An 18,352-nucleotide genomic window follows, 5' to 3' on the forward strand; every position below is an offset into this window, starting at 1 on the left:
ACCTTACTCAGCGTTCCCTTAAATTTCAGGCCGTCGCATGACCTTGCCAAAGAGCACCGCATTGCGATCGCTTAATTTTTAATCGGAGAACGTTTTGAACAAAAAACTATTGACCGCCGCTACCCTCGCAGTCTTCGCCAGCGCCGCCCACGCACAAAGCAGCGTCACGCTGTATGGCGTGATCGATGCCGGTATCAGCTATGTGAACAACTCGAAGACCGCCACCGGTCACGACAATCTCTTCAAGTACGACGACGGCGTGGCGCAAGGCAGCCGTTGGGGCCTGCGCGGCACCGAAGATCTGGGTGGCGGCCTGAAGGCGCTGTTCGTGCTGGAAAACGGCTTCAACAGCGGTAACGGCACGCTCGGCCAGGGCGGTGCGATGTTCGGCCGTCAGGCGTATGTCGGTTTGTCGCAGAACAATGTCGGCTCGTTGACGTTCGGCCGCCAGTACTCGTTCTCGACCGACTATCTCGGCGGCAACTACTCGACCGGCGGTCAAACGGTCGCGGGCAACTACGCTTACCACATCAACGACGTCGACCAGTTGACGTCGAGCCGTATCAACAACTCCGTCAAGTTCAGCAGCGCGAACTTCTCGGGCCTGACCTTCGGCGCGATGTATGGCTTCTCGAACCAGGCAGGCGCATTCGCAGGCGCGCCGGCATCGGGCACGACCGCAGCACCGGTCGCGGGTTCGTCGCGTGCTTACAGCTTCGGCCTGAACTATGCGAACGGTCCGTTCGGCATCGGCGCGGCATACACGGACATCCGCTACCCGAGCCAGGCAACGCCGGCATTCTCGACGACCATTGCAAACGTGACGACGGGCAACATCCGCGATCTGCGCACGTTCGGCGTGGGCGGCCGTTACATGATCGCCGCAGCGACGCTGTGGGCGTTGTACACGAACACGCGCCTTGAGCCGATCACGGGCGGTGCAACGACTTTCGCCGCGTATGAAGCGGGCGCGAAGTACGCGTTCACGCCGGCATTGACGGCAGGCGCGGGCTACACGTACATGCACCTGAGCAACGCGAATCGCGGTCACTGGAACCAGGTCGATCTGAGCGTCGACTATGCGCTGAGCAAGCGTACCGACGTGTACGCGCTCGGCATCTATCAGATCGCAGCGGGCCGCAACGGCACGCAGGATCTGCAAGCGCAGATCGGTTCGAGCACGAGCTACTTCAACACGTCGGGCACGGGCGCGGACAACCAGTTGGCATTCCGCGTGGGCGTGCGTCACAAGTTCTAAAGCGGATTTGCGCCGGCGCAGGCGTTAGCGCCTCGCCGGCTCCGAATGTCGAAACGCCGCTGCTTTTGAACCGTCTCCGCAAGTTGGAGCGGAGTCGACTGCTCGGTGCTGCAGCTGGACATTACGCAGCTATTCCTGTTTAGTAAGACGCCGGCGCCGCTGGCGTCTTACTGCTTTCGCCTCCCCTCTTCGCAGCACAGAACGACCTGATATCGATTCGTTCACCGGCGTCCGTACGTCCATCATTTCAAGAATACTTGAACTATCGATTCGACGGCTTTATGATGCCGTCATGGACTCGAACCTCGTTGTACGCGCGCTCGGCGCGCTGGCTCATGAATCGCGACTCGCCATCTTCCGTGCGCTGGTTGTCGCCGGTCCCGAGGGCATGGCCGCGGGCGAGATCGCGCAGCAGGTCGGACTGTCACCATCGAGCTTGTCATTCCATCTGAAGGACCTTTCGCACGCCGGCCTCGTTACAGGTCAGCAGGAAGGGCGCTTCATCTATTACTCCGCCAACTTTGACGCGATGAGTGAACTCGTCGGTTTTCTCACCGAGAACTGTTGTGCGGGTGCAGGCTGCGGAGCGCGGCGCTCGCCACCGTAGTGGGTGTACTCGTCGAAGTGCCCGTCATGCTGCTGGTCGTCGGCGTCGTGAACCGGTCGCAGCTAAAACCCGAATACATCGAGGACACACGATGCGCGTGACCATCTATCACAACCCTGACTGCGGCACGTCACGCAACGTGCTCGCGCTGCTGCGCGAAGCCGGCGAGCACCCCCTCGTGATCGAGTATCTGCAAAATCCTCCCGATCGCGCAACGCTCGAACACCTGATAGCCGACAGCGGAATGGCAGTCCGGGACGTGCTGCGCACGAAGGGCACGCCGTACAAGGAACTCGGACTCGACGATCCGGCACTGAGCGACGCTCAACTGATCGAGGCAATACTCGCCCATCCGATACTGATCAACCGGCCGATAGTCGTAACGCCGCGCGGTACACGTCTGTGCCGCCCTTCCGATGCAGTGACCGGAGTCCTTGCAAGCATGCCCGAGCGCGAGGTCCTCAAGGAAGAAGGTGTGCCTTTTATCGTGGCTCGCCGCATCGCAGGTGACAACGCTGAATTCGTGCAGGCACTGCGCGATGCAAAACTTCCCACCAGCGACCTGAGCGAATCTGGTCGCTCGTTCTTCACCTTCTCCACGCTGGCAGGTCGCCATCTTGGCTATGGCGGTTTCGAGCAATCCGGACGCGATGTACTGATCCGGTCACTTGTCGTTGCGCCGGAGCATCGGGGCAAAGGCATTGGCCGTAACGTGCTCGCCGTTCTGCTGCGCGAAGCCTTCGATGTGGGCGCCCGTACCGGGTGGCTGCTCACAGCGAATGAATCTGCGTTCTTCGAGAAGTCCGGCTTCAGGCCGGTCAGCCGCGACGCGGCCCCGGCAACGATCCTGGCCACACGTCAGGCTGCCGGGTTGTGTCCGTCGTGCGCCGCGCTGCTTTCGCGTGCCGTCACCCTTTAATCGCCATAGCCAATGCAGACCGATCTACCGAACATCAGCGCCGTTCATCTCGACACACCCGATCTCACGAAGCTCGAACCACGCGCGCTATCGCAACACCCGCCGCGCATTCTTCTTCTGTACGGCTCACTCAGGCCAACGTCGTACAGCAGGTTGCTTACGCTGGAAGCAGAGCGGATTCTTCAGCAGTTCGGCGCCGAGACGAAGGTGTTCGATCCGCACGGCCTTCCCCTTGCCGATAGCGTCCCGCCGGACCACCCGAAGGTAGCGGAACTGCGCGCACTATCGGTGTGGTCCGAGGGCCAGGTGTGGTGCAGCCCTGAACGTCACGGCGCGCTCACAGGGGTTTTCAAGAATCAGGTCGATTGGTTGCCGCTCGATTCCGGCAGCATCCGCCCCACGCAAGGGCGCACGCTGGCAGTCATGCAAGTGTCCGGCGGCTCGCAGTCGTTCAATGCAGTCAACGCGCTGCGCGTACTAGGCCGTTGGATGCGCATGGTGACGATTCCAAACCAGAGCTCGGTCGCCAAGGCATTTCAGGAGTTCGACGAGAACGGACGGATGAAGCCGTCCTCGTACTACGATCGGGTGGTCGACGTGATGGAAGAGCTTTTCAAGTTCACGCTACTCGTACGCGACCGTTCGGATTACTTGACCGACCGGTACAGTGAGCGCAAGGAGCGGGCACCGGCAAACGTAACGGAACTCGCGAGTGCTGCTATGAGTCATGAGCAGAATGCGCAAATTTCCGACACAGACGAAAGCGAGGTCGAGTAGCGCTCCTTGCCATCAGAGTCACTGGCCATAGGGCATTTCAGTTCGCCTCGCATCCGACGCATAGCTATACAGCCGGCGCGCGTCTCGCCGCGCGTTGCGGCAAAAGCACGATACAGGCGACGATAAACACAAGCAGAATCCCCGATGCGTACAAGCGGCTGACGTGCAACCCGCCCTCCGCAACAGGCTTGTCGAGCAGATCTCCAAGCGTCGCGCCGAGGGGACGCGTCAGAATGAACGCTGCCCAGAAAAGCGCCGTGTGCGACACGCGCGACCAGAAATACAGGGCGGCTACCACGAGCAAGCCTGCGCCGAAAATCATTGCTCCATACTCGTAGCCGGCACCGAGACCGCCGCGATCCTCGCCTGCGACCCAGTCTCCGAGCGCGGTGCCGAGCGTTTGCGAGAACAGAATGGTGACCCAGTAGAACCATTCCGCTTTAGCCGTGACGATACTTTCGACTGAAACCGTGCCTTCCGAGCGATACCAGGCCGCAAGGCTCGCCGCAAGCAATGCGACGACTAGCGCGACGCCGCCGGGATAACCGATGCCGAGCGATCTATCCGCGAAGTCGGCCATTGTTGTGCCAAGCGTCGTGGTTGCGATGATGGTCGCCCAATAAAGGAACGGATGGAAGTCCCGCGCCTTGATCTGCGCGGACACGAGCACGACGAATAATACGAGGAAGATCGCCGAACCAATCAGGTAACCGAGGTTCAGCGACATCGACACCCAGTCTCCGCCCGTTTCACCCAGTGTGGTGGCCGCGACCTTGATTACCCAGAAACCCAACGTCACTTGCGGCACTTTGCTGACGGCCTCTTCAGCGAAGTTCATGGCGCTGTCTTTCATCAGTCACTCCTTTCGTGGTAGCTGTATAGACACGCCAATTTAAACGCAAGAGGTTAACGCTTGCTTAAGCATGGTTGAGTTAGTGCGCATTCCCCGCCGGGAATAAGTATCCCACTACACCGGTTAACCGATGCAGAGCGAGTCAAAACGAACTCAAACCGGGTTCGGACGATACGCTCTTACATCGAGGAGCACTGCCATGAAACTCACTTATGCAGACCGCGCAGCATCGCGCTCATTCGTCACGATGGTGGCGAGCACTGCGCTTTTGATCACATCGACATGGGCGCACGCACAAGCATCGCCCTCCCCGGGCGCGCATCAGCTCACGCGCGCTGAAGTCATGCATGAACTCGAAGAGCTCGAAGCCGTCGGATACAACCCGTCTACAGGCGACGACCCCAACTATCCGGCTGACATTCAGGAAGCGGAACGAAAAGTCGCCGCGATGCATGCGGCCCAACAGAACGCGCTCGTCGACAACCAACCTGCAATGCAGTCAATGCCAATGCAGTGAAGAGAACAGTCGCCGATCCAACCCACGCTACGACAATCTATCCAGCAACCTTGTAAGGCCGCGTCATCAACTCGAGAAAGTGACCATCGAGGTCGTCGAAATAAAGCCCGCGGCCACCGTTGTGCGAGTACGTTTCTCCGGCGCGTCGTTTGCCGGGGTCGGCCCAATATTCGATCCCTCGCTCGCGAATACGCGCGAACGCCCGCTCGAATTCTTCTTCGCTGATCAGAAACGCGTAGTGCTGCATGGCGATCGGATCATCGCTCTCATAGAAATCAAGCGACACGTCATTGGCCATTTGCACGACCAGCATCTCCCCGAACGGAATCGGAGCCGGAAGGCCCAGAATGTCTCGCAGAAACTGCGTTGACGCCTGCTTGTCCCGGCACCAGACGATAGTATGGTTTAGCTGCACACTCATGCTGCACCTCCATCCGGTAGGTACTCATGGAATCAATATAGTCGAAGCCTCATCAGCCAACCGCTCCGTCCTGCAAGTCGTGGGCAATGAAGTCGACGAACGCGCGAATGCGGTTCGACATCTGATGCCGTTGCGAGTACACGGCAAAGATATCCGCGTTCGGCGTCTCGTGATCGGGCAGCACCACAACGAGCGAGCCATCGGCCAGATACTGTTTGATGTCCCACTCCGCGCGCAGCAGAATGCCGTGCCCTTCGAGCGCCCACTTCACCGCGATCTCGCCATCGTTGGTGGTCAGCGTGCCCTTGATCCGCACCGCCTCCGTCTTGCGCGACGCACCCTTGCCCGAAGTCAGGCGCCACACGCCATACGCTTCATCGCCCTGACGAATGCCGATGCAGTTGTGCCGCGTCAGATCGTGCGGCGTCATGGGCATGCCGTGCAATGCGATATACGAAGGCGCCGCGCACAGCAAACGCCGGTTGGCTGCAAGGCGCCGTGCGACCACCCGCGTATCGGGCGGCTCGCCAAAACGGATACATACGTCGAACGTATCGTCCGTGAGCGGCGGCGGCGTGACCGACAACTGAAGCTGAACCGACACCTGCGGATACGCCGCGACAAAACGCGAAATAGCGGGCGCCACATGGCTGCGCCCGAACCCGAGCGTCGCATTCACGCGCAGCAGCCCTTTCGGACTCTTCTTCGCGGAACCGAGCAACTCAGCGAGTTCGTCGATCTCGTCGAGAATCCTGCGCGCATGCTGCAAATACAGCTCGCCTTCGGGCGTGAGCATCATCCGGCGAGTGGTGCGATTGACGAGAGCCACGCCGGCGCGGCTCTCCATCTGCGTGAGCCGCTTGCTCACGGCCGCCGCGGTCAGCCCGAGCTCACGCGCCGCCGCGCTCAGGCTGCCGGACGCGGCGAGCGTAGAGAAAAAGCTCAAATCGGCTGGCTGGACGGTGTCGCGCATCAGCTTCACTTGTGAATTAAAGTTAAAGATGCTTTGAGTCTAGCACCGGTTTTTGCGTCCAGATATCGATAGAGTCACTCACATCGACAACATATGAAGGACCGGAGACATGCAAACCTATCGCATCGCAACCATTCCCGGCGACGGCATCGGCAAGGAAGTCGTGCCGGCGGGCGCGCAAGTGCTCGAAGCGCTAGCCAGAACCACGAAGTCGTTCGCGTTCGAATTCGAGAACTTCGACTGGGGCGGCGACTATTACCGCAAGCATGGCGTGATGATGCCGGCGGACGGACTCGACGCGATTCGCGGCAAGGACGCGATCCTGTTCGGCTCGGCGGGCGACCCCGACATTCCCGATCACATCACGCTGTGGGGACTTCGTCTGAAGATCTGCCAGGGCTTCGACCAGTACGCAAACGTGCGCCCGACGCGAATCCTGCCCGGCATCGACGCACCGTTGAAACGTTGCAAGCCCGAAGACCTGAACTGGGTGATCGTGCGCGAGAACTCGGAAGGCGAATATTCCGGCGTGGGCGGCCGCGTTCACCAGGGCCACCCGATTGAAGCCGCCACCGATGTGTCGATCATGACGCGTGCCGGCGTCGAGCGCATCATGCGTTTCGCGTTCCGCCTCGCGCAGTCGCGTCCGCGAAAACTGCTGACGGTGATTACGAAAAGCAACGCGCAACGTCACGCAATGGTGATGTGGGACGAGATCGCGCTACAGGTCTCGAAGGAATTCCCCGACATCACATGGGACAAGGAACTGGTGGATGCGTCGACCGCCCGCATGATCAACCGACCGGCGAGCCTCGACACGATCGTCGCCACTAATCTGCATGCGGACATTCTCAGCGATCTCGCCGCCGCGCTCGCCGGCAGCCTCGGCATTGCGCCGACCGGCAACATCGACCCGGAACGCCGCTTTCCGTCGATGTTCGAGCCAATCCACGGCTCCGCGTTCGACATCATGGGCAAGGGTCTCGCCAATCCGGTCGGCACCTTCTGGTCGGTCGTGATGCTGCTGGAACACCTCGGCGAATTCGATGCCGCAAACCGCGTGATGCAGGCAGTGGAAGCCGTGACCGCCGACAAGTCGCTGCACACCGGCGATCTCGGCGGCACGGCGACTACCGCGCAGGTAACCGCTGCCGTCTGCGCGTTCATCGAGCAGACAGCAGCGCCCGCTGCCAACGCCCCGAAGGAAGTCCCTTTGGGGGACGCCGCGTAAGCCTGGATCACGCGACAACAGTCGCGCCTCGTAACGCGCGCCGCAACACGAGCCTCACAATAGCCGCCCAACAGCCGCATCCGACGGCTGCGGCGCGCGCCGCACTGCGCCGCGTTCGCAAGCGAGCACAGTTCACGCCTCCAAAGGAGGAGACAATGATGACCGACCTCGAAAGCCGGGTGTCCCGCAAGCTGATGCTGCGGATCATCCCGTTTGTAATGCTGCTGTACTTCGTGAGTTTTCTGGACCGCGTCAACGTGGGTTTTGCAGCGTTGACCATGAACAAGGCCATCGGTCTTTCACCGACTGCATTCGGACTCGGCGGCGGCCTCTTCTTCATCGGTTACTTCCTGTTCGAGGTTCCGTCGAACCTGATTCTTCACAAGGTCGGCGCGCGCCGCTGGATCGCGCGCGTCATGGTGTCCTGGGGCATCGTCTCGCTGGCGTCCGCATTCGTCGTCGGGCCCAACAGCTTCTATGCGCTGCGCTTTCTGCTGGGCGTGGCGGAAGCGGGCTTCTTTCCCGGCATCATCCTGTATCTGAGCTTGTGGTTTCCGACACGTCAGCGCGCCGTCGCTGCCGCATGGTTCATGGCCGCGGCGCCGATTTCCACCGCCATCGGCTCGCCGATTTCCGGCGCGATCATGAAGCTTCCATCGATAGCCGGTTTCGCGGACTGGCAGATGCTCTACATCATCGAAGCGCTGCCCGCCGTCGTCCTCGGCTTCTTCGTGCTGAAGTACCTGACCGACACGCCGTCGAAGGCGCACTGGCTCGAGCCCGAAGAACGCGACTGGCTGATCGCAAAACTGAAGACGGAAGCCGACGCGCGCCAGTCGCATGCGGGCCACACGGCCGGTGCGTTGAGCGCGCTGCGCGATCCACGCGTTCTCGCTTTGGCTCTGATCTACTTCGGCACCTCGGCGGGTTTGTACACGCTCGGCTTGTGGGCGCCGCTGATCATCAAGCAGTATGGCTTCGGCTCGTTCGAAACGGGCCTGCTCGCAGGCATCCCCAGCATTGTCGCCGTGGTCGCAATGATCCTGTGGGCGAAGCATTCGGACCGTACCGAAGAGCGCACCTGGCACGTCGTCATTCCGTGCGTGCTGGCCTGCCTTGGTTTTGTGTTTGCCGGTAACGCCACGACAGCACTGATGATCGTGCTCGCCCTCGTCATCGTGAACGTCGGCATCAGTGCGGCGAAGGCGCCGCTGTGGGCAATGCCGAGCATGTTCCTGTCGGGCGCCGGCGCGGCCGCGGGAATAGCAATGATCAACTCGATCGGCAATCTCGGCGGTTTCGTCGGTCCGTTCGCGATCGGTTGGCTCAAGAACGTGACGGGCGGCTACTCGGCGGGGCTGTATGTGGTCGGCGCGACGCTGGCTCTGTCCGCTGTCGTCACGCTGATGCTGAGCCGGCAATCGAAGCAGACGCCCGTCGCAGCCGGCGAGCGCCACGGCCACTGAAGGCATACGCTCATCTGGGAACAGGATTCTCCGTCGTGACATCCAACGTCGTATGCAACGAAATGTTGGTTGAACGGGAGAATCCGCATGAAACTGATCCACCCGCACTGGCTAGGCGCACTGGCGCTCGTCAGTCTCGCTAGCTGGGCTCAAAGCGCCGGTCCGACCGATCCGCAGATCGCGGCGATCGTCGTCACGGCCAATCAGGTCGATATCGATGCCGGCAAGCTCGCCGAGTCGCGCTCGAAGTCGAGCGACGTCAAGGCGTTCGCGCAACAGATGGTCACCGATCACAGCGCGGTGAACAAATCAGCCAGCGATCTCGTGCACAAACTGAATGTGACGCCCGAGGAGAACGGCACGAGCCAAAGCCTGAAGCAAGGCGGCGATGCAAACCTCGCGGCCCTGAGGAAACTGCAAGGCTCAGCCTTCGACCGCGCGTACATCGATCACGAAGTGACCTACCATGAAAACGTGCTCGATGCGCTCGATAAAACGCTGATTCCGAGTGCGAAGAACGAAGAGCTGAAAGCGCTGCTCGTAAAGGTCCGGCCCGCCTTCGTCGCGCATCTGGAACACGCGAAGCATCTGCAGGCGTCGCTGGAGAAAAGCAGTGGTTAAGCGGCGGCGTGCGCCCGGCAACGCGGCGCTTAGAAGTACGGCGCTCGCTTGTGCGATGCTGGCATCGCTTCCGGCAAACGCGATTGCGGCGCCGAAGACATACGTGGTCGCGATTGAGAACATGCAATTCAATCCGCCAAATTTGAGCGTGAAGCGAGGAGACCGCGTTGTATGGGTCAACAAGGACATCTTTCCTCATACCGCGACCGCCGACACGCGTGCATTCGATTCGCGCAGCATTGCCGCGAACGCCTCGTGGTCGTACGAGCCGGGCAAGGCCGGCAGTTTTCCCTACGGGTGCACGTTTCACCCGACAATGCATGGTGCACTGACCGTTCGATGAGAGCCCGCTCGCCATGACCGACACAGCAAATGTGCCGTCGATGTCCGGCGCCGACGACGATCTCGCGATCGTACGGCGCATCGTCGCAGGAGATCGGCCGGCATTCGAGTTGCTGATGCGCCGCCATAATCGACGGCTTTACCGGCTCGCGCGCGCCACGCTGCGCGACGACGCTGAAGCCGAAGACGCCCTGCAGGACGCGTACCTCCGCGCATATCGTTCGCTGGGGCAATTTCGCGGTGACTCGGCGTTGTCGACCTGGCTTTCGCGTCTCGTGCTCAACGAATGCTACGGCCGGCTGCGCCGTCATGCGCGCCGCGAAAATGTCTTCCCGATAGTCAGTTCGACCACTGCCGACATCGATATCGAAGCCATGCATCCGTCCGACTCCGAATCCCCCGACAGCGCAGCGGCGCGCGCGGAAATGCGTGCGCTGATCGAGCGCAAGCTCGACGAACTGCCGGAATCCTTCCGCACGGTGTTCGTCCTGCGTTCGGTGGAAGAGCTGAGCGTCGAGGAAACCGCGCAATGCCTCGACATTGCCGAAGCCACCGTGCGTAGCCGGCATTTCCGCGCGAAAAGCCTGCTGCGCGAATCACTGGCGCGAGACATCGACCTCGCAGGGAGCGAACTCTTCGGGTTCGCCGGCGCTCGCTGCGACAGGATCGTCGCAAATGTGATGTCGCGACTAGACAAGCGCGGCGAAAGCAGCCAGGCCGACTGAAGCGACCCAAGTGACTCAGGCGACCCGAGCGACGCAGGCGACGCCGCACCCCGGCGACGGCCACACGTCGTGGCGTACGCTGTCAGACATAACACCATGTCATGGCCGCTCCAACAATTGCGGCGTTGCTCCGGTCAAATTGACTCACTATATTTCCATTCAAGCCCGCGCCATTTGCCCCTTCGGCCGCAAGCCGCAGGCGCATTCGCGCCGACCTGGATGATGTCTTTCGCTTCAACCGTATCGAGGAGAAGTCGTGATCAGCATGCCAAGGTTGCGCCCGTTTGCCATGACTCTTGTGTTGAGCGCCGTGAGCATGGCGCCTGCTCTCGCCGCAGGAAAAATCACCTTTGTGTCGCAAGGCGGCACTTATCAGGAGGCCCAGACAAAGGCGATCCTCGACCCCGCTGCGAAGGAACTGGGCATCACCATCAATCAGGACAGCATTCCCGACGCGTGGCCGCAGATCAAGGCCCAGGCCGCTACCGGCAAGCCGATCTGGGACGTGGTGGACACGCCCACCTCCAACTGTCTGCGCGGAGGCCGCGAGGGGCTGCTCGAGAAGCTCGACTTCTCGAAGATTCCCAACGCTGCCGCAATGCCGGAAAAGTACCGCACGCCGTACTCGGTCGCGTATGAGTTCTATTCGACTGTGATCGGCTACAACAAGAAAACGCTGAAAAAGGCGCCGCAAAGCTGGGCCGACTTCTGGAACGTGAAAGCGTTCCCCGGCACGCGAGCCCTGCGCAACGATCCGCAAACGGTACTGGAAGCCGCACTGCTCGCCGACGGCGTGCCGCGCGACAAGCTGTATCCGCTCGACGTCGACCGCGCGTTCAAGAAGCTGCAGCAGATCAAGCCCGACATCACCGTGTGGTGGACGTCCGGTGGCCAGTCCGCGCAATTGCTGCATGACGGCGAGGTGGACATGACGATGATCTGGAACGGCCGCGCGAGCGCGGTGCGCAAGGACAACCCCGATGTCGATTTCACGTTCAACGACGGCATTCTGCAAAACACGCAGTTGTGCGTGCTGAAGAATGCGCCGAATCTGACCGACGCAATGCGCTTCCTCAACGCCGCAATGTCGCCCGAGTTACAGGCCAACCTGCCGCTTTACATCGACTACGGACCAGGCAATCCCGCGGCATTCAAGACAGGCAAGATCACGGCCAAGCGCGCAAGCGAACTGCCAAGCTCGCCTGAGAACGCCGCAAAGCAGGCATTGATGTCTGAAGATTGGTGGGCTTCCGATGCAGGCATCCAGGCGAAAGCGCGCTGGCTGAAGTTCATGCAATAACGGCCGCACCGCTCGGTATGCGATTGAAGCGCCCGCGGGAACACGGTTCATCGCGGGCGTTTTGTTTTTTGCGGCGCTCACTGCATTCATCGCATTCACAGCCACGAGCCACACAGTCCTTATCTAACCAACGTGATCGACTATCTGATTCTTGGCGGCGGATCGGCGGGCTGCGTGCTCGCCGCGCGTCTTTCCGAAGACACCGGCAAGACCGTGTGCCTCGTCGAAGCGGGTCGCGACATCTCGCAGGCGACAATGCCGGCCGACATTCGCAGCCGCTATCCCGGTCGCGCATATCTCGACAGCACGAACATCTGGCAGCAGTTGAAAGCGCGCATGAGCGCGCCTGCCGCATTGCGCCGCTATGAACAGGCGCGTCTGCTCGGCGGCGGCTCCGCGATCAACGCATTGATGGCCAACCGCGGCGCGCCCGCCGATTACGACGAATGGCAAGCACTCGGCGCGCAGGGCTGGAACTGGCAAGCGTGCCTACCGTACTTTCGCAAGCTCGAAACAGATTCCGATTTCGGCAATTCCAGCGACGTCAGTATCAGCGCCCTGCACGGCGCGAACGGCCCGCTGCGCATCCGGCGCACTGGCTGGGCGCGCATCTCGCCGTTCGTGAAAGGCGTGCTCGATACGTTGAAGCATGACTATCCGCTACGCGCCGATCAGAACGGCCCGTGGGAAGACGGCACCTTCATCGGGTCGATTGCAGTGAGCGCGAGTGGCGAACGCATACCCACATCCCTTTGCTATCTGCACGAAGCCGTGCGCGCGCGGCCCAACCTCACGATTTGCACCAATGAAATAGCGGAGCGCATCGTGTTCGACGGACGGCGCGCAGTCGGCGCACGCATGATCCGGCCCGACGGTACCCATCGCGACATGCGGGCACGGTGCGTGATCGTCTGCGCAGGTGCTATTCACTCGCCGGCGCTGTTACTCAGAAGCGGCATCGGTCCCGCCGACGAACTTGCCGCACTCGGCATCGACGTACTCGCACATCGCGAAGGCGTGGGCCGCAATCTGATGGAGCATCCGTCTATCGCGGTCTCCGCCTATCTGCCCCGCGCGGCGCGCACGCCCTTTCGCGACGAGCATCATGAACAGGCAATCGTGCGCTTTTCGTCGGGCTTGTCCGGCACCGTGCCGGGGGACATGCACGGCGCAATACTGTCCCGCTCGGGCTGGCATTCTGTCGGCTACCGTCTCGGCACGATGTTTTTCTGGGTCAACAAATCGTATTCGCGCGGACGTCTGAAACTGAAATCGTCGAGCGCGTTCGATGAACCCGAGGTCGACTTCGCAATGCTGTCCGATTCGCGCGATCTCGAACGGCTAAAGCTCGCGCTGCGTTTAGGCGCACAGACTCTCGCCGCGCCGTCGATGGCCGCGCATCGAGGCACGGTGTTTCCGTCGAGCTATTCGCCGCGCGTCGCAGCCGTTGCAGTGCCCGGCGCATGGAACGCGTTGCAGCGCGGCGCGCTAAGCTTGCTGCTCGATATCGCCGGCCCGTTGCGGGCGTCGCTCGTGCGGCGCGTCGTGACGCAAGGGGTGACGCTGAACGAACTGCTCGCCGACGATACCGCGCTCACGCAGTTCATCACGCGCTCTGTGGGCGGCACGTGGCATCCTTCGGGGACCTGCCGCATGGGCCCCGCCGACGATCCGCTCGCAGTCACCGATGCGCATGGCGCGGTCTACGGCGTCGAAGGGCTGCACGTGTGCGATGCGTCGTTGATGCCGTCTATTCCCTGCGCCAACACGAACGTGCCGACCATCATGATCGCCGAACGCATTGCCGACCTGCTGCGCGGCCGTTCAAGTGCCCCCTAATCGCCGTAGCCGACGATACCCTTCACTTCGAGAAACGCCTCGAGGCCCCACTCGCCGTATTCGCGGCCGTTGCCTGACTGCTTGTAGCCGCCGAACGGCGAACCTGCGTCCCACGACGGATAATTCACATAGACGCTGCCCGCGCGCAGACGGAACGCAACACGCCGGGCGCGCGCCAGGTCCGCGGACTGCACGTAGGCGGCGAGGCCGAACGGCGTATCGTTGGCAATCGCGACGGCATCTTCGTCGTCGCGATACGGAATGATCGCGAGCACGGGGCCGAAGATCTCCTCGCGCGCAATCGTCATCGACGGATCGACGTTCGCGAACACCGTGGGCCGCACGTAATAGCCGCGCGTCAAACCGTCGGGCCGTCCAGGGCCGCCCGCCGCGAGTTGCGCGCCTTCCTCAATGCTCTTTTCGATCAGCCGTTGCACGCGTGCATATTGCAGGTCGCTGACGACAGGGCCCATCGTCGTTGTTTCATCGCCCGCAGGACCCACGCGATGCGCGGCCGCCGCGCGCTGTGCAATGCGCACGGCCTCTTCGTGCCGCGCCGCCGGAACGAGCATGCGCGTCGGCGCGTTGCACGACTGGCCGCTGTTGCTGAAGCACGAGTTCACGCCCGACGTCACAGCCGCTTCCAAGTCGACATCGTCGAGAAGAATGTTCGCCGACTTGCCGCCCAGTTCCTGATGCACCCGCTTGACGGTCGGCGCTGCGAGTTTCGCGATCTCGACGCCCGCGCGCGTCGATCCTGTAAACGACACCATGTCGACGTCCGGATGGCTGCACAGCGCGGCACCCACAGTCGGGCCGTCGCCATTCACGAGATTGAACACACCGGGCGGCACGCCGGCCGCGTCGAGAATCTCGGCAAACAGCACGGCGTTGAGCGGCGACACCTCGCTCGGCTTGAGCACCATCGTGCAGCCTGCCGCAATCGCGGGCGCGACCTTGCAGACGATCTGATTGATTGGCCAGTTCCATGGCGTGATCAACGCGACCACGCCGACCGGCTCATGATTGACGAGCGTCGTGCCTTTCTTGCGCTGCCATGCGAAGGTCTCGCAGGTTCCGAGCAGTTCTTCGAGGTGACGCTTGCCGAGCGCGGCCTGCCATGCATGCGAAAGCGCTTTTGGCGCGCCGATCTCGCGCGAGATGATGTCGGCCATTTCGTCGTAGCGCGCCATATACGCGTCGAGTATCCGGCGGATCAGCGCGATGCGCTCGGCGGGCCCGGTCAGCGAGAAAGACTCGAACGCGCGTTTCGCGGCGGCCACGGCGCGCTCCACATCGTCCGCATTGCCTAGCGCGACCTCGGCGAACGCTTCTTCGGTGCAGGGATCGACCACGGGCAGACGTGCTGTGCCCAACGGCGCGACCCAGGCGCCGTCGATATAAAACTTCAGTGCGTTCGACATCCGCTTCCCATAGAGAGCATTCAAAGAGATCAGGCTCGCGCCGCCGAAGAACGGCGGCTCACGACGACGATCATCACGAGACACAAGGTCAACGCGGTCAGCATCGTACTGATCGCGGCGATGGTGGGATCGATCTCGTCGCGTAGCGTGACGAACATGCGGCGCGTGAGCGTCTGGTTCGTGCCGCCTGAGATGAACAGTGCGACCACCGTTTCGTCGAGCGCCTGAATGAAGACGAACACCGCCCCCGAAATCACGCTCGCCTTGATCTGCGGAAGCGTCACCGCGAGAAAGCTGCGTAGGCGATTCATGCCGAGGCTGCGCGCGACCATCTCCTGCGTGCGGTCGAAAGTGCGTAAATCGGCGCCCACGGAAATCAGCACATAGGGCAGGCCGAGCATCGTATCGGCGACGATCAGGCCGCCCAGCGTGTTCACATAACCCGCTTGCGTGAATACGAAGAACACGCCCACCGCGACGATGATGATCGGCACCATCAGCGGCAACATCAGCAGCGTGCGCAGATAGCGCATCGACCAGTGCGTGCCGTGCTGGATCGCGTAGGCCGCGGCGATGCCGAGCGGCGTCGCGAGCACCGCTGCGCAGACGGACGCCACGAGCGTCGTGCGAGCCGCGTCGATCCACGCGGGGTTGTCGAAGAACGCGTGATACCAGCGCAACGAATAGGCGGGCGGCGGGAACGTCATGAAGCGCGTGTCGGAGAACGACAGCGGCACGACGATCAGCACGGGCAGCATCAGAAACACGAGAATCAGCACGACGACCGCGCCGAGCACGACTCTGCCGAACGGGATCTTGTTCATTTCGCGCCCAGGGTCTTTTCGAGTGGAATCACGCGGCTCGCGGCATAGAAGATCGCGAACACGCAGAGCAGCAGCACGACACTGACCGCGCTCGCGGCGCCCCAGCTGTTATAAATCTCGACGTTGCGGCTCACCACCATCGACACCATGATGGACTTGCCCCCGCCCATCAGTTCGGGCGTGATGTAGAAACCGAGGCACAGTACGAATACGAGCGTGACGCCTGCCACGACGCCGCTCATCGACAGCGGCAGGAACACGCGCCAGAACACGTGCAGCGGCGAGCCGCCGAGACTGGCGCCGGCCTGCGAGAGATTAGCCGGGATTTTCTGCATCGCCGAATAGAGCGGCAGCACCATGAAGGGCAACAGAATGTGCACCATCGCGAGAATGGTGCCGAACTGGTTATAAGCAAGTTGCACCGGACGATCGACAAGACCCGTCGCAAGCAGCGCCTTGTTGATGAGGCCGGTGCGCTGCAGCAGCACGAGCCACGCATAGGTACGCACGAGCACACTGGTCCAGAACGGCAGGATCACCATGCCGAGTATCAGCGCACTCCATCGCGGCGATACCGACGCCGCAAAATATGCAACCGGATAGCCCAGCAGCAACGTCACGCCCGTCACGATCACGCTGAGCTTGAACGTCATAAGGAACGTGTCGAGATAGGTGCCCGTGAAAATGCGCTGGTAATTGACGAGCGTGAAGCCGCCGTCATGCCAGATCGACTGCCACGACAGCCACGCGAGCGGCACCACCAGCAGCACGACCACGACGAACAACGCGGGCGCGAGCAACAGCAGCATCGCGCGGTCTTCGCGTTGCTGGTGGCGCACCGACGGGTCCATCGCGGTTGTTTGCATCAAGGCGGGTTCCTGGAGAATCCGTTTGGCTGTCGTCATCATGCACCTACGGCGTCGAGAAACTGATACCACGCGGCAACGACGCGAACGCCCGGCGCGCGCAGCGAATGGAACGGCACGGGCCGCAAGCCTTGCTGGCCGAGCAACGCAAGCTCAGGCGTCTCGCCGAGTGCGAGCGCTGCGGCATGCTGGCCAAGCAGGCTCGCCATTGCGACGCCCGCTCCGTTATATCCCAGACAAAAGGTCGTGGCGACGTCGCTGCGGCCAACATGCGGCAACGCATTGAACGTCATGCCGACATAGCCGGACCACTGATATTCGATACGCAGACCCGCGAGATCCGGAAACAGCGCGACCATCGCGCGTTGCAACGCGTCAAAGCCCGTCGCCTGGCCTTCCTTGCCGAACGCGTCGCGTCCGCCGAACAGCATACGGCCGTCGACCTTGCGAAACCACTTCATCATGCGGCGCGTTTCCGTATAGCTGCGGCGCTGCGTCATGAGTCGACTATCGAGTTCCGCGGGCAGGCGTTCGGTCGCGATCATCGCGCTGCGAAACGGCACGAGTTCACGCTGATAGGCAGCGGTCGCGGACGTGAGATCGGAATACGCGTTAGTCGCGACGATCACTTGCCTCGCGCGCACCGTGCCGCCCGGCGTTCGCAGCACGACACCGGCGGGCCCGCTTTGCGAACGCGTCATTTCGACAACCGGCGTAGCTTCGTAAATCGGCACGCCCCGCGCGGTGAGACCTCGAGCGAGACCGTACACATATTCGAGCGGCAGGATCGTGCCTGCATCGGCGCTCAATACGCCGCCGACAAATTCCCTCGATCCCGTCTCGCTCGTCACTTCTTCGCTCGACTGCACTGTCATCGACGTGTCGCCCAGTTGCGTGCGCACCCAGTCGGCCTCCGCGCAAATCGCGGCGAACGCGCGCTCGGTGTGCGCGCAACGCAGGCTGCCCGTATGCTCGAACTGCGCACGTTCGAGCTTGAACTCGTCGATGAACGATTCGACCACTCGCACGCCATCGTGCGCGAGCCGATGCATGCGCTTCGCGGTATCGAGTCCATGCAGCTTGTCGATCTGCGGAAACGACAAGCGGAACTTCGACGACACCACCCCGCCGTTGCGCCCACTCGCGCCCCAACCGACCGGGTTTGCATCGAACACGGCGCAATCGACGCCGCGCTTTTGCAGCGCATACGCGGCCGACAAGCCCGAATAACCCGCGCCGATCACGGCCACGTCGAGCGTCAGATCGCGCCCGAGCGGCGCGCCCATGCTCACGGGCGCCTGCCGTTGCGGTGAGCGGGCGGCCATCGCCCGCCATAGTGAATTGGGCTGCGGCCGCTGCGAGGTGTCGTGGAGGGTGGGCGCGAGCATG

19 protein-coding genes are annotated in these 18,352 nt (G+C 62.1%); 12 read left to right on the forward strand and 7 right to left on the reverse strand.

The annotated features are described in order from the left end of the window. Window positions 1-94 precede the first annotated feature (94 nt). From JMY24_RS16990 to arsH, 4 genes are all read left to right on the forward strand, one after another. Window positions 95-1,258, forward strand: a complete 1,164-nt coding sequence (locus JMY24_RS16990) for a porin (protein ID WP_128597591.1) — start codon at window positions 95-97, stop codon at window positions 1,256-1,258. A gap of 292 nt (window positions 1,259-1,550) precedes the next feature. Further along, the gene (locus tag JMY24_RS16995) at window positions 1,551-1,865 is read left to right on the forward strand and encodes an ArsR/SmtB family transcription factor (RefSeq protein ID WP_128597592.1); all 315 of its coding nucleotides are present in this window, start codon (window positions 1,551-1,553) and stop codon (window positions 1,863-1,865) included. A 91-nt stretch (window positions 1,866-1,956) separates the two neighbouring features. Continuing rightward, window positions 1,957-2,784: an arsenate reductase (glutaredoxin) gene (gene arsC / locus JMY24_RS17000; protein ID WP_128597593.1), complete on the forward strand. Its 828-nt coding sequence runs from the start codon at window positions 1,957-1,959 to the stop codon at window positions 2,782-2,784. 12 nt (window positions 2,785-2,796) lie between these two features. Next, window positions 2,797-3,561 carry an arsenical resistance protein ArsH gene (gene arsH, locus JMY24_RS17005; protein WP_128597594.1) on the forward strand — a complete coding sequence of 255 codons (765 nt, stop codon included), beginning with the start codon at window positions 2,797-2,799 and terminating at the stop codon, window positions 3,559-3,561. Between the two features lie 64 nt (window positions 3,562-3,625). Here arsH and JMY24_RS17010 read toward each other — a convergent pair whose 3' ends face one another. Further along, window positions 3,626-4,414 carry a COG4705 family protein gene (locus tag JMY24_RS17010; protein ID WP_128597595.1) on the reverse strand — a complete coding sequence of 263 codons (789 nt, stop codon included), beginning with the start codon at window positions 4,412-4,414 and terminating at the stop codon, window positions 3,626-3,628. Between the two features lie 199 nt (window positions 4,415-4,613). Between JMY24_RS17010 and JMY24_RS17015 the strand changes: the two genes are divergently transcribed. Further along, window positions 4,614-4,931 (forward strand): DUF4148 domain-containing protein, encoded by a 318-nt coding sequence (locus JMY24_RS17015; RefSeq protein ID WP_128597596.1) that lies wholly within the window; start codon window positions 4,614-4,616, stop codon window positions 4,929-4,931. Between the two features lie 37 nt (window positions 4,932-4,968). Here JMY24_RS17015 and JMY24_RS17020 read toward each other — a convergent pair whose 3' ends face one another. Both JMY24_RS17020 and JMY24_RS17025 read right to left on the reverse strand, forming a co-directional pair. Further along, window positions 4,969-5,352 carry a VOC family protein gene (locus tag JMY24_RS17020; protein ID WP_128597597.1) on the reverse strand — a complete coding sequence of 128 codons (384 nt, stop codon included), beginning with the start codon at window positions 5,350-5,352 and terminating at the stop codon, window positions 4,969-4,971. A gap of 52 nt (window positions 5,353-5,404) precedes the next feature. Beyond that, window positions 5,405-6,325 carry a LysR substrate-binding domain-containing protein gene (locus JMY24_RS17025; protein ID WP_128597598.1) on the reverse strand — a complete coding sequence of 307 codons (921 nt, stop codon included), beginning with the start codon at window positions 6,323-6,325 and terminating at the stop codon, window positions 5,405-5,407. Window positions 6,326-6,434: 109 nt separating this feature from the next. On the opposite strand from JMY24_RS17025, the gene JMY24_RS17030 reads away from it, so the two are divergent. From JMY24_RS17030 to JMY24_RS17060, 7 genes are all read left to right on the forward strand, one after another. Continuing rightward, window positions 6,435-7,556 carry a tartrate dehydrogenase gene (locus JMY24_RS17030; protein WP_128597599.1) on the forward strand — a complete coding sequence of 374 codons (1,122 nt, stop codon included), beginning with the start codon at window positions 6,435-6,437 and terminating at the stop codon, window positions 7,554-7,556. A gap of 155 nt (window positions 7,557-7,711) precedes the next feature. Then, window positions 7,712-9,022 carry an MFS transporter gene (locus tag JMY24_RS17035; protein WP_128597600.1) on the forward strand — a complete coding sequence of 437 codons (1,311 nt, stop codon included), beginning with the start codon at window positions 7,712-7,714 and terminating at the stop codon, window positions 9,020-9,022. Window positions 9,023-9,109: 87 nt separating this feature from the next. After that, entirely contained in the window at window positions 9,110-9,643 is a 534-nt protein-coding gene (locus tag JMY24_RS17040) for a DUF4142 domain-containing protein (protein ID WP_128597601.1), read from the forward strand. Then, window positions 9,636-9,986 carry a cupredoxin domain-containing protein gene (locus JMY24_RS17045; protein WP_413231252.1) on the forward strand — a complete coding sequence of 117 codons (351 nt, stop codon included), beginning with the start codon at window positions 9,636-9,638 and terminating at the stop codon, window positions 9,984-9,986. The genes JMY24_RS17040 and JMY24_RS17045 overlap by 8 nt, the downstream gene beginning before the upstream one ends. A 13-nt stretch (window positions 9,987-9,999) precedes the next feature. Continuing rightward, window positions 10,000-10,710 carry an RNA polymerase sigma factor gene (locus tag JMY24_RS17050; protein ID WP_128597603.1) on the forward strand — a complete coding sequence of 237 codons (711 nt, stop codon included), beginning with the start codon at window positions 10,000-10,002 and terminating at the stop codon, window positions 10,708-10,710. 289 nt (window positions 10,711-10,999) lie between these two features. Next, on the forward strand, window positions 11,000-12,010 hold the full coding sequence (locus JMY24_RS17055) for an ABC transporter substrate-binding protein (RefSeq protein WP_128597606.1): 1,011 nt from the start codon (window positions 11,000-11,002) through the stop codon (window positions 12,008-12,010). A gap of 132 nt (window positions 12,011-12,142) precedes the next feature. Further along, entirely contained in the window at window positions 12,143-13,849 is a 1,707-nt protein-coding gene (locus JMY24_RS17060) for a GMC family oxidoreductase (RefSeq protein WP_128597604.1), read from the forward strand. Here JMY24_RS17060 and JMY24_RS17065 read toward each other — a convergent pair. From JMY24_RS17065 to JMY24_RS17080, 4 genes are read right to left on the reverse strand one after another with little or no spacing between them, the layout of a single operon-like run. Next, the gene (locus tag JMY24_RS17065) at window positions 13,846-15,273 is read right to left on the reverse strand and encodes an aldehyde dehydrogenase family protein (RefSeq protein ID WP_128597605.1); all 1,428 of its coding nucleotides are present in this window, start codon (window positions 15,271-15,273) and stop codon (window positions 13,846-13,848) included. The genes JMY24_RS17060 and JMY24_RS17065 overlap by 4 nt on opposite strands. A 29-nt stretch (window positions 15,274-15,302) precedes the next feature. Next, on the reverse strand, window positions 15,303-16,097 hold the full coding sequence (locus tag JMY24_RS17070) for an ABC transporter permease (RefSeq protein WP_128584302.1): 795 nt from the start codon (window positions 16,095-16,097) through the stop codon (window positions 15,303-15,305). Beyond that, a complete protein-coding gene (locus JMY24_RS17075; RefSeq protein ID WP_128584301.1) occupies window positions 16,094-17,005 on the reverse strand; it encodes an ABC transporter permease in 912 nt (303 codons plus the stop codon). Before JMY24_RS17075 ends, JMY24_RS17070 begins: the two co-directional genes overlap by 4 nt. After that, window positions 17,002-18,351: an NAD(P)/FAD-dependent oxidoreductase gene (locus JMY24_RS17080; RefSeq protein WP_128597607.1), complete on the reverse strand. Its 1,350-nt coding sequence runs from the start codon at window positions 18,349-18,351 to the stop codon at window positions 17,002-17,004. Before JMY24_RS17080 ends, JMY24_RS17075 begins: the two co-directional genes overlap by 4 nt. Window position 18,352 lies beyond the last annotated feature (1 nt).

The organism is Paraburkholderia kirstenboschensis (genome assembly GCF_904848585.1).
In the GTDB taxonomy this organism is placed as follows: domain Bacteria; phylum Pseudomonadota; class Gammaproteobacteria; order Burkholderiales; family Burkholderiaceae; genus Paraburkholderia; species Paraburkholderia kirstenboschensis.

Coding starts and splice junctions, on each gene's coding strand:
- JMY24_RS16995 (WP_128597592.1), top strand. CDS start 1,551: ATGGACTCGAACCTCGTTGTACGCGCGCTCGGCGCGCTGGCTCATGAA.
- arsC (WP_128597593.1), top strand. CDS start 1,957: ATGCGCGTGACCATCTATCACAACCCTGACTGCGGCACGTCACGCAAC.
- arsH (WP_128597594.1), top strand. CDS start 2,797: ATGCAGACCGATCTACCGAACATCAGCGCCGTTCATCTCGACACACCC.
- JMY24_RS17010 (WP_128597595.1), bottom strand. CDS start 4,414: ATGAAAGACAGCGCCATGAACTTCGCTGAAGAGGCCGTCAGCAAAGTG.
- JMY24_RS17015 (WP_128597596.1), top strand. CDS start 4,614: ATGAAACTCACTTATGCAGACCGCGCAGCATCGCGCTCATTCGTCACG.
- JMY24_RS17020 (WP_128597597.1), bottom strand. CDS start 5,352: ATGAGTGTGCAGCTAAACCATACTATCGTCTGGTGCCGGGACAAGCAG.
- JMY24_RS17025 (WP_128597598.1), bottom strand. CDS start 6,325: ATGCGCGACACCGTCCAGCCAGCCGATTTGAGCTTTTTCTCTACGCTC.
- JMY24_RS17030 (WP_128597599.1), top strand. CDS start 6,435: ATGCAAACCTATCGCATCGCAACCATTCCCGGCGACGGCATCGGCAAG.
- JMY24_RS17035 (WP_128597600.1), top strand. CDS start 7,712: ATGATGACCGACCTCGAAAGCCGGGTGTCCCGCAAGCTGATGCTGCGG.
- JMY24_RS17040 (WP_128597601.1), top strand. CDS start 9,110: ATGAAACTGATCCACCCGCACTGGCTAGGCGCACTGGCGCTCGTCAGT.
- JMY24_RS17050 (WP_128597603.1), top strand. CDS start 10,000: ATGACCGACACAGCAAATGTGCCGTCGATGTCCGGCGCCGACGACGAT.
- JMY24_RS17055 (WP_128597606.1), top strand. CDS start 11,000: ATGACTCTTGTGTTGAGCGCCGTGAGCATGGCGCCTGCTCTCGCCGCA.
- JMY24_RS17065 (WP_128597605.1), bottom strand. CDS start 15,273: ATGTCGAACGCACTGAAGTTTTATATCGACGGCGCCTGGGTCGCGCCG.
- JMY24_RS17070 (WP_128584302.1), bottom strand. CDS start 16,097: ATGAACAAGATCCCGTTCGGCAGAGTCGTGCTCGGCGCGGTCGTCGTG.
- JMY24_RS17075 (WP_128584301.1), bottom strand. CDS start 17,005: ATGATGACGACAGCCAAACGGATTCTCCAGGAACCCGCCTTGATGCAA.
- JMY24_RS17080 (WP_128597607.1), bottom strand. CDS start 18,351: ATGCTCGCGCCCACCCTCCACGACACCTCGCAGCGGCCGCAGCCCAAT.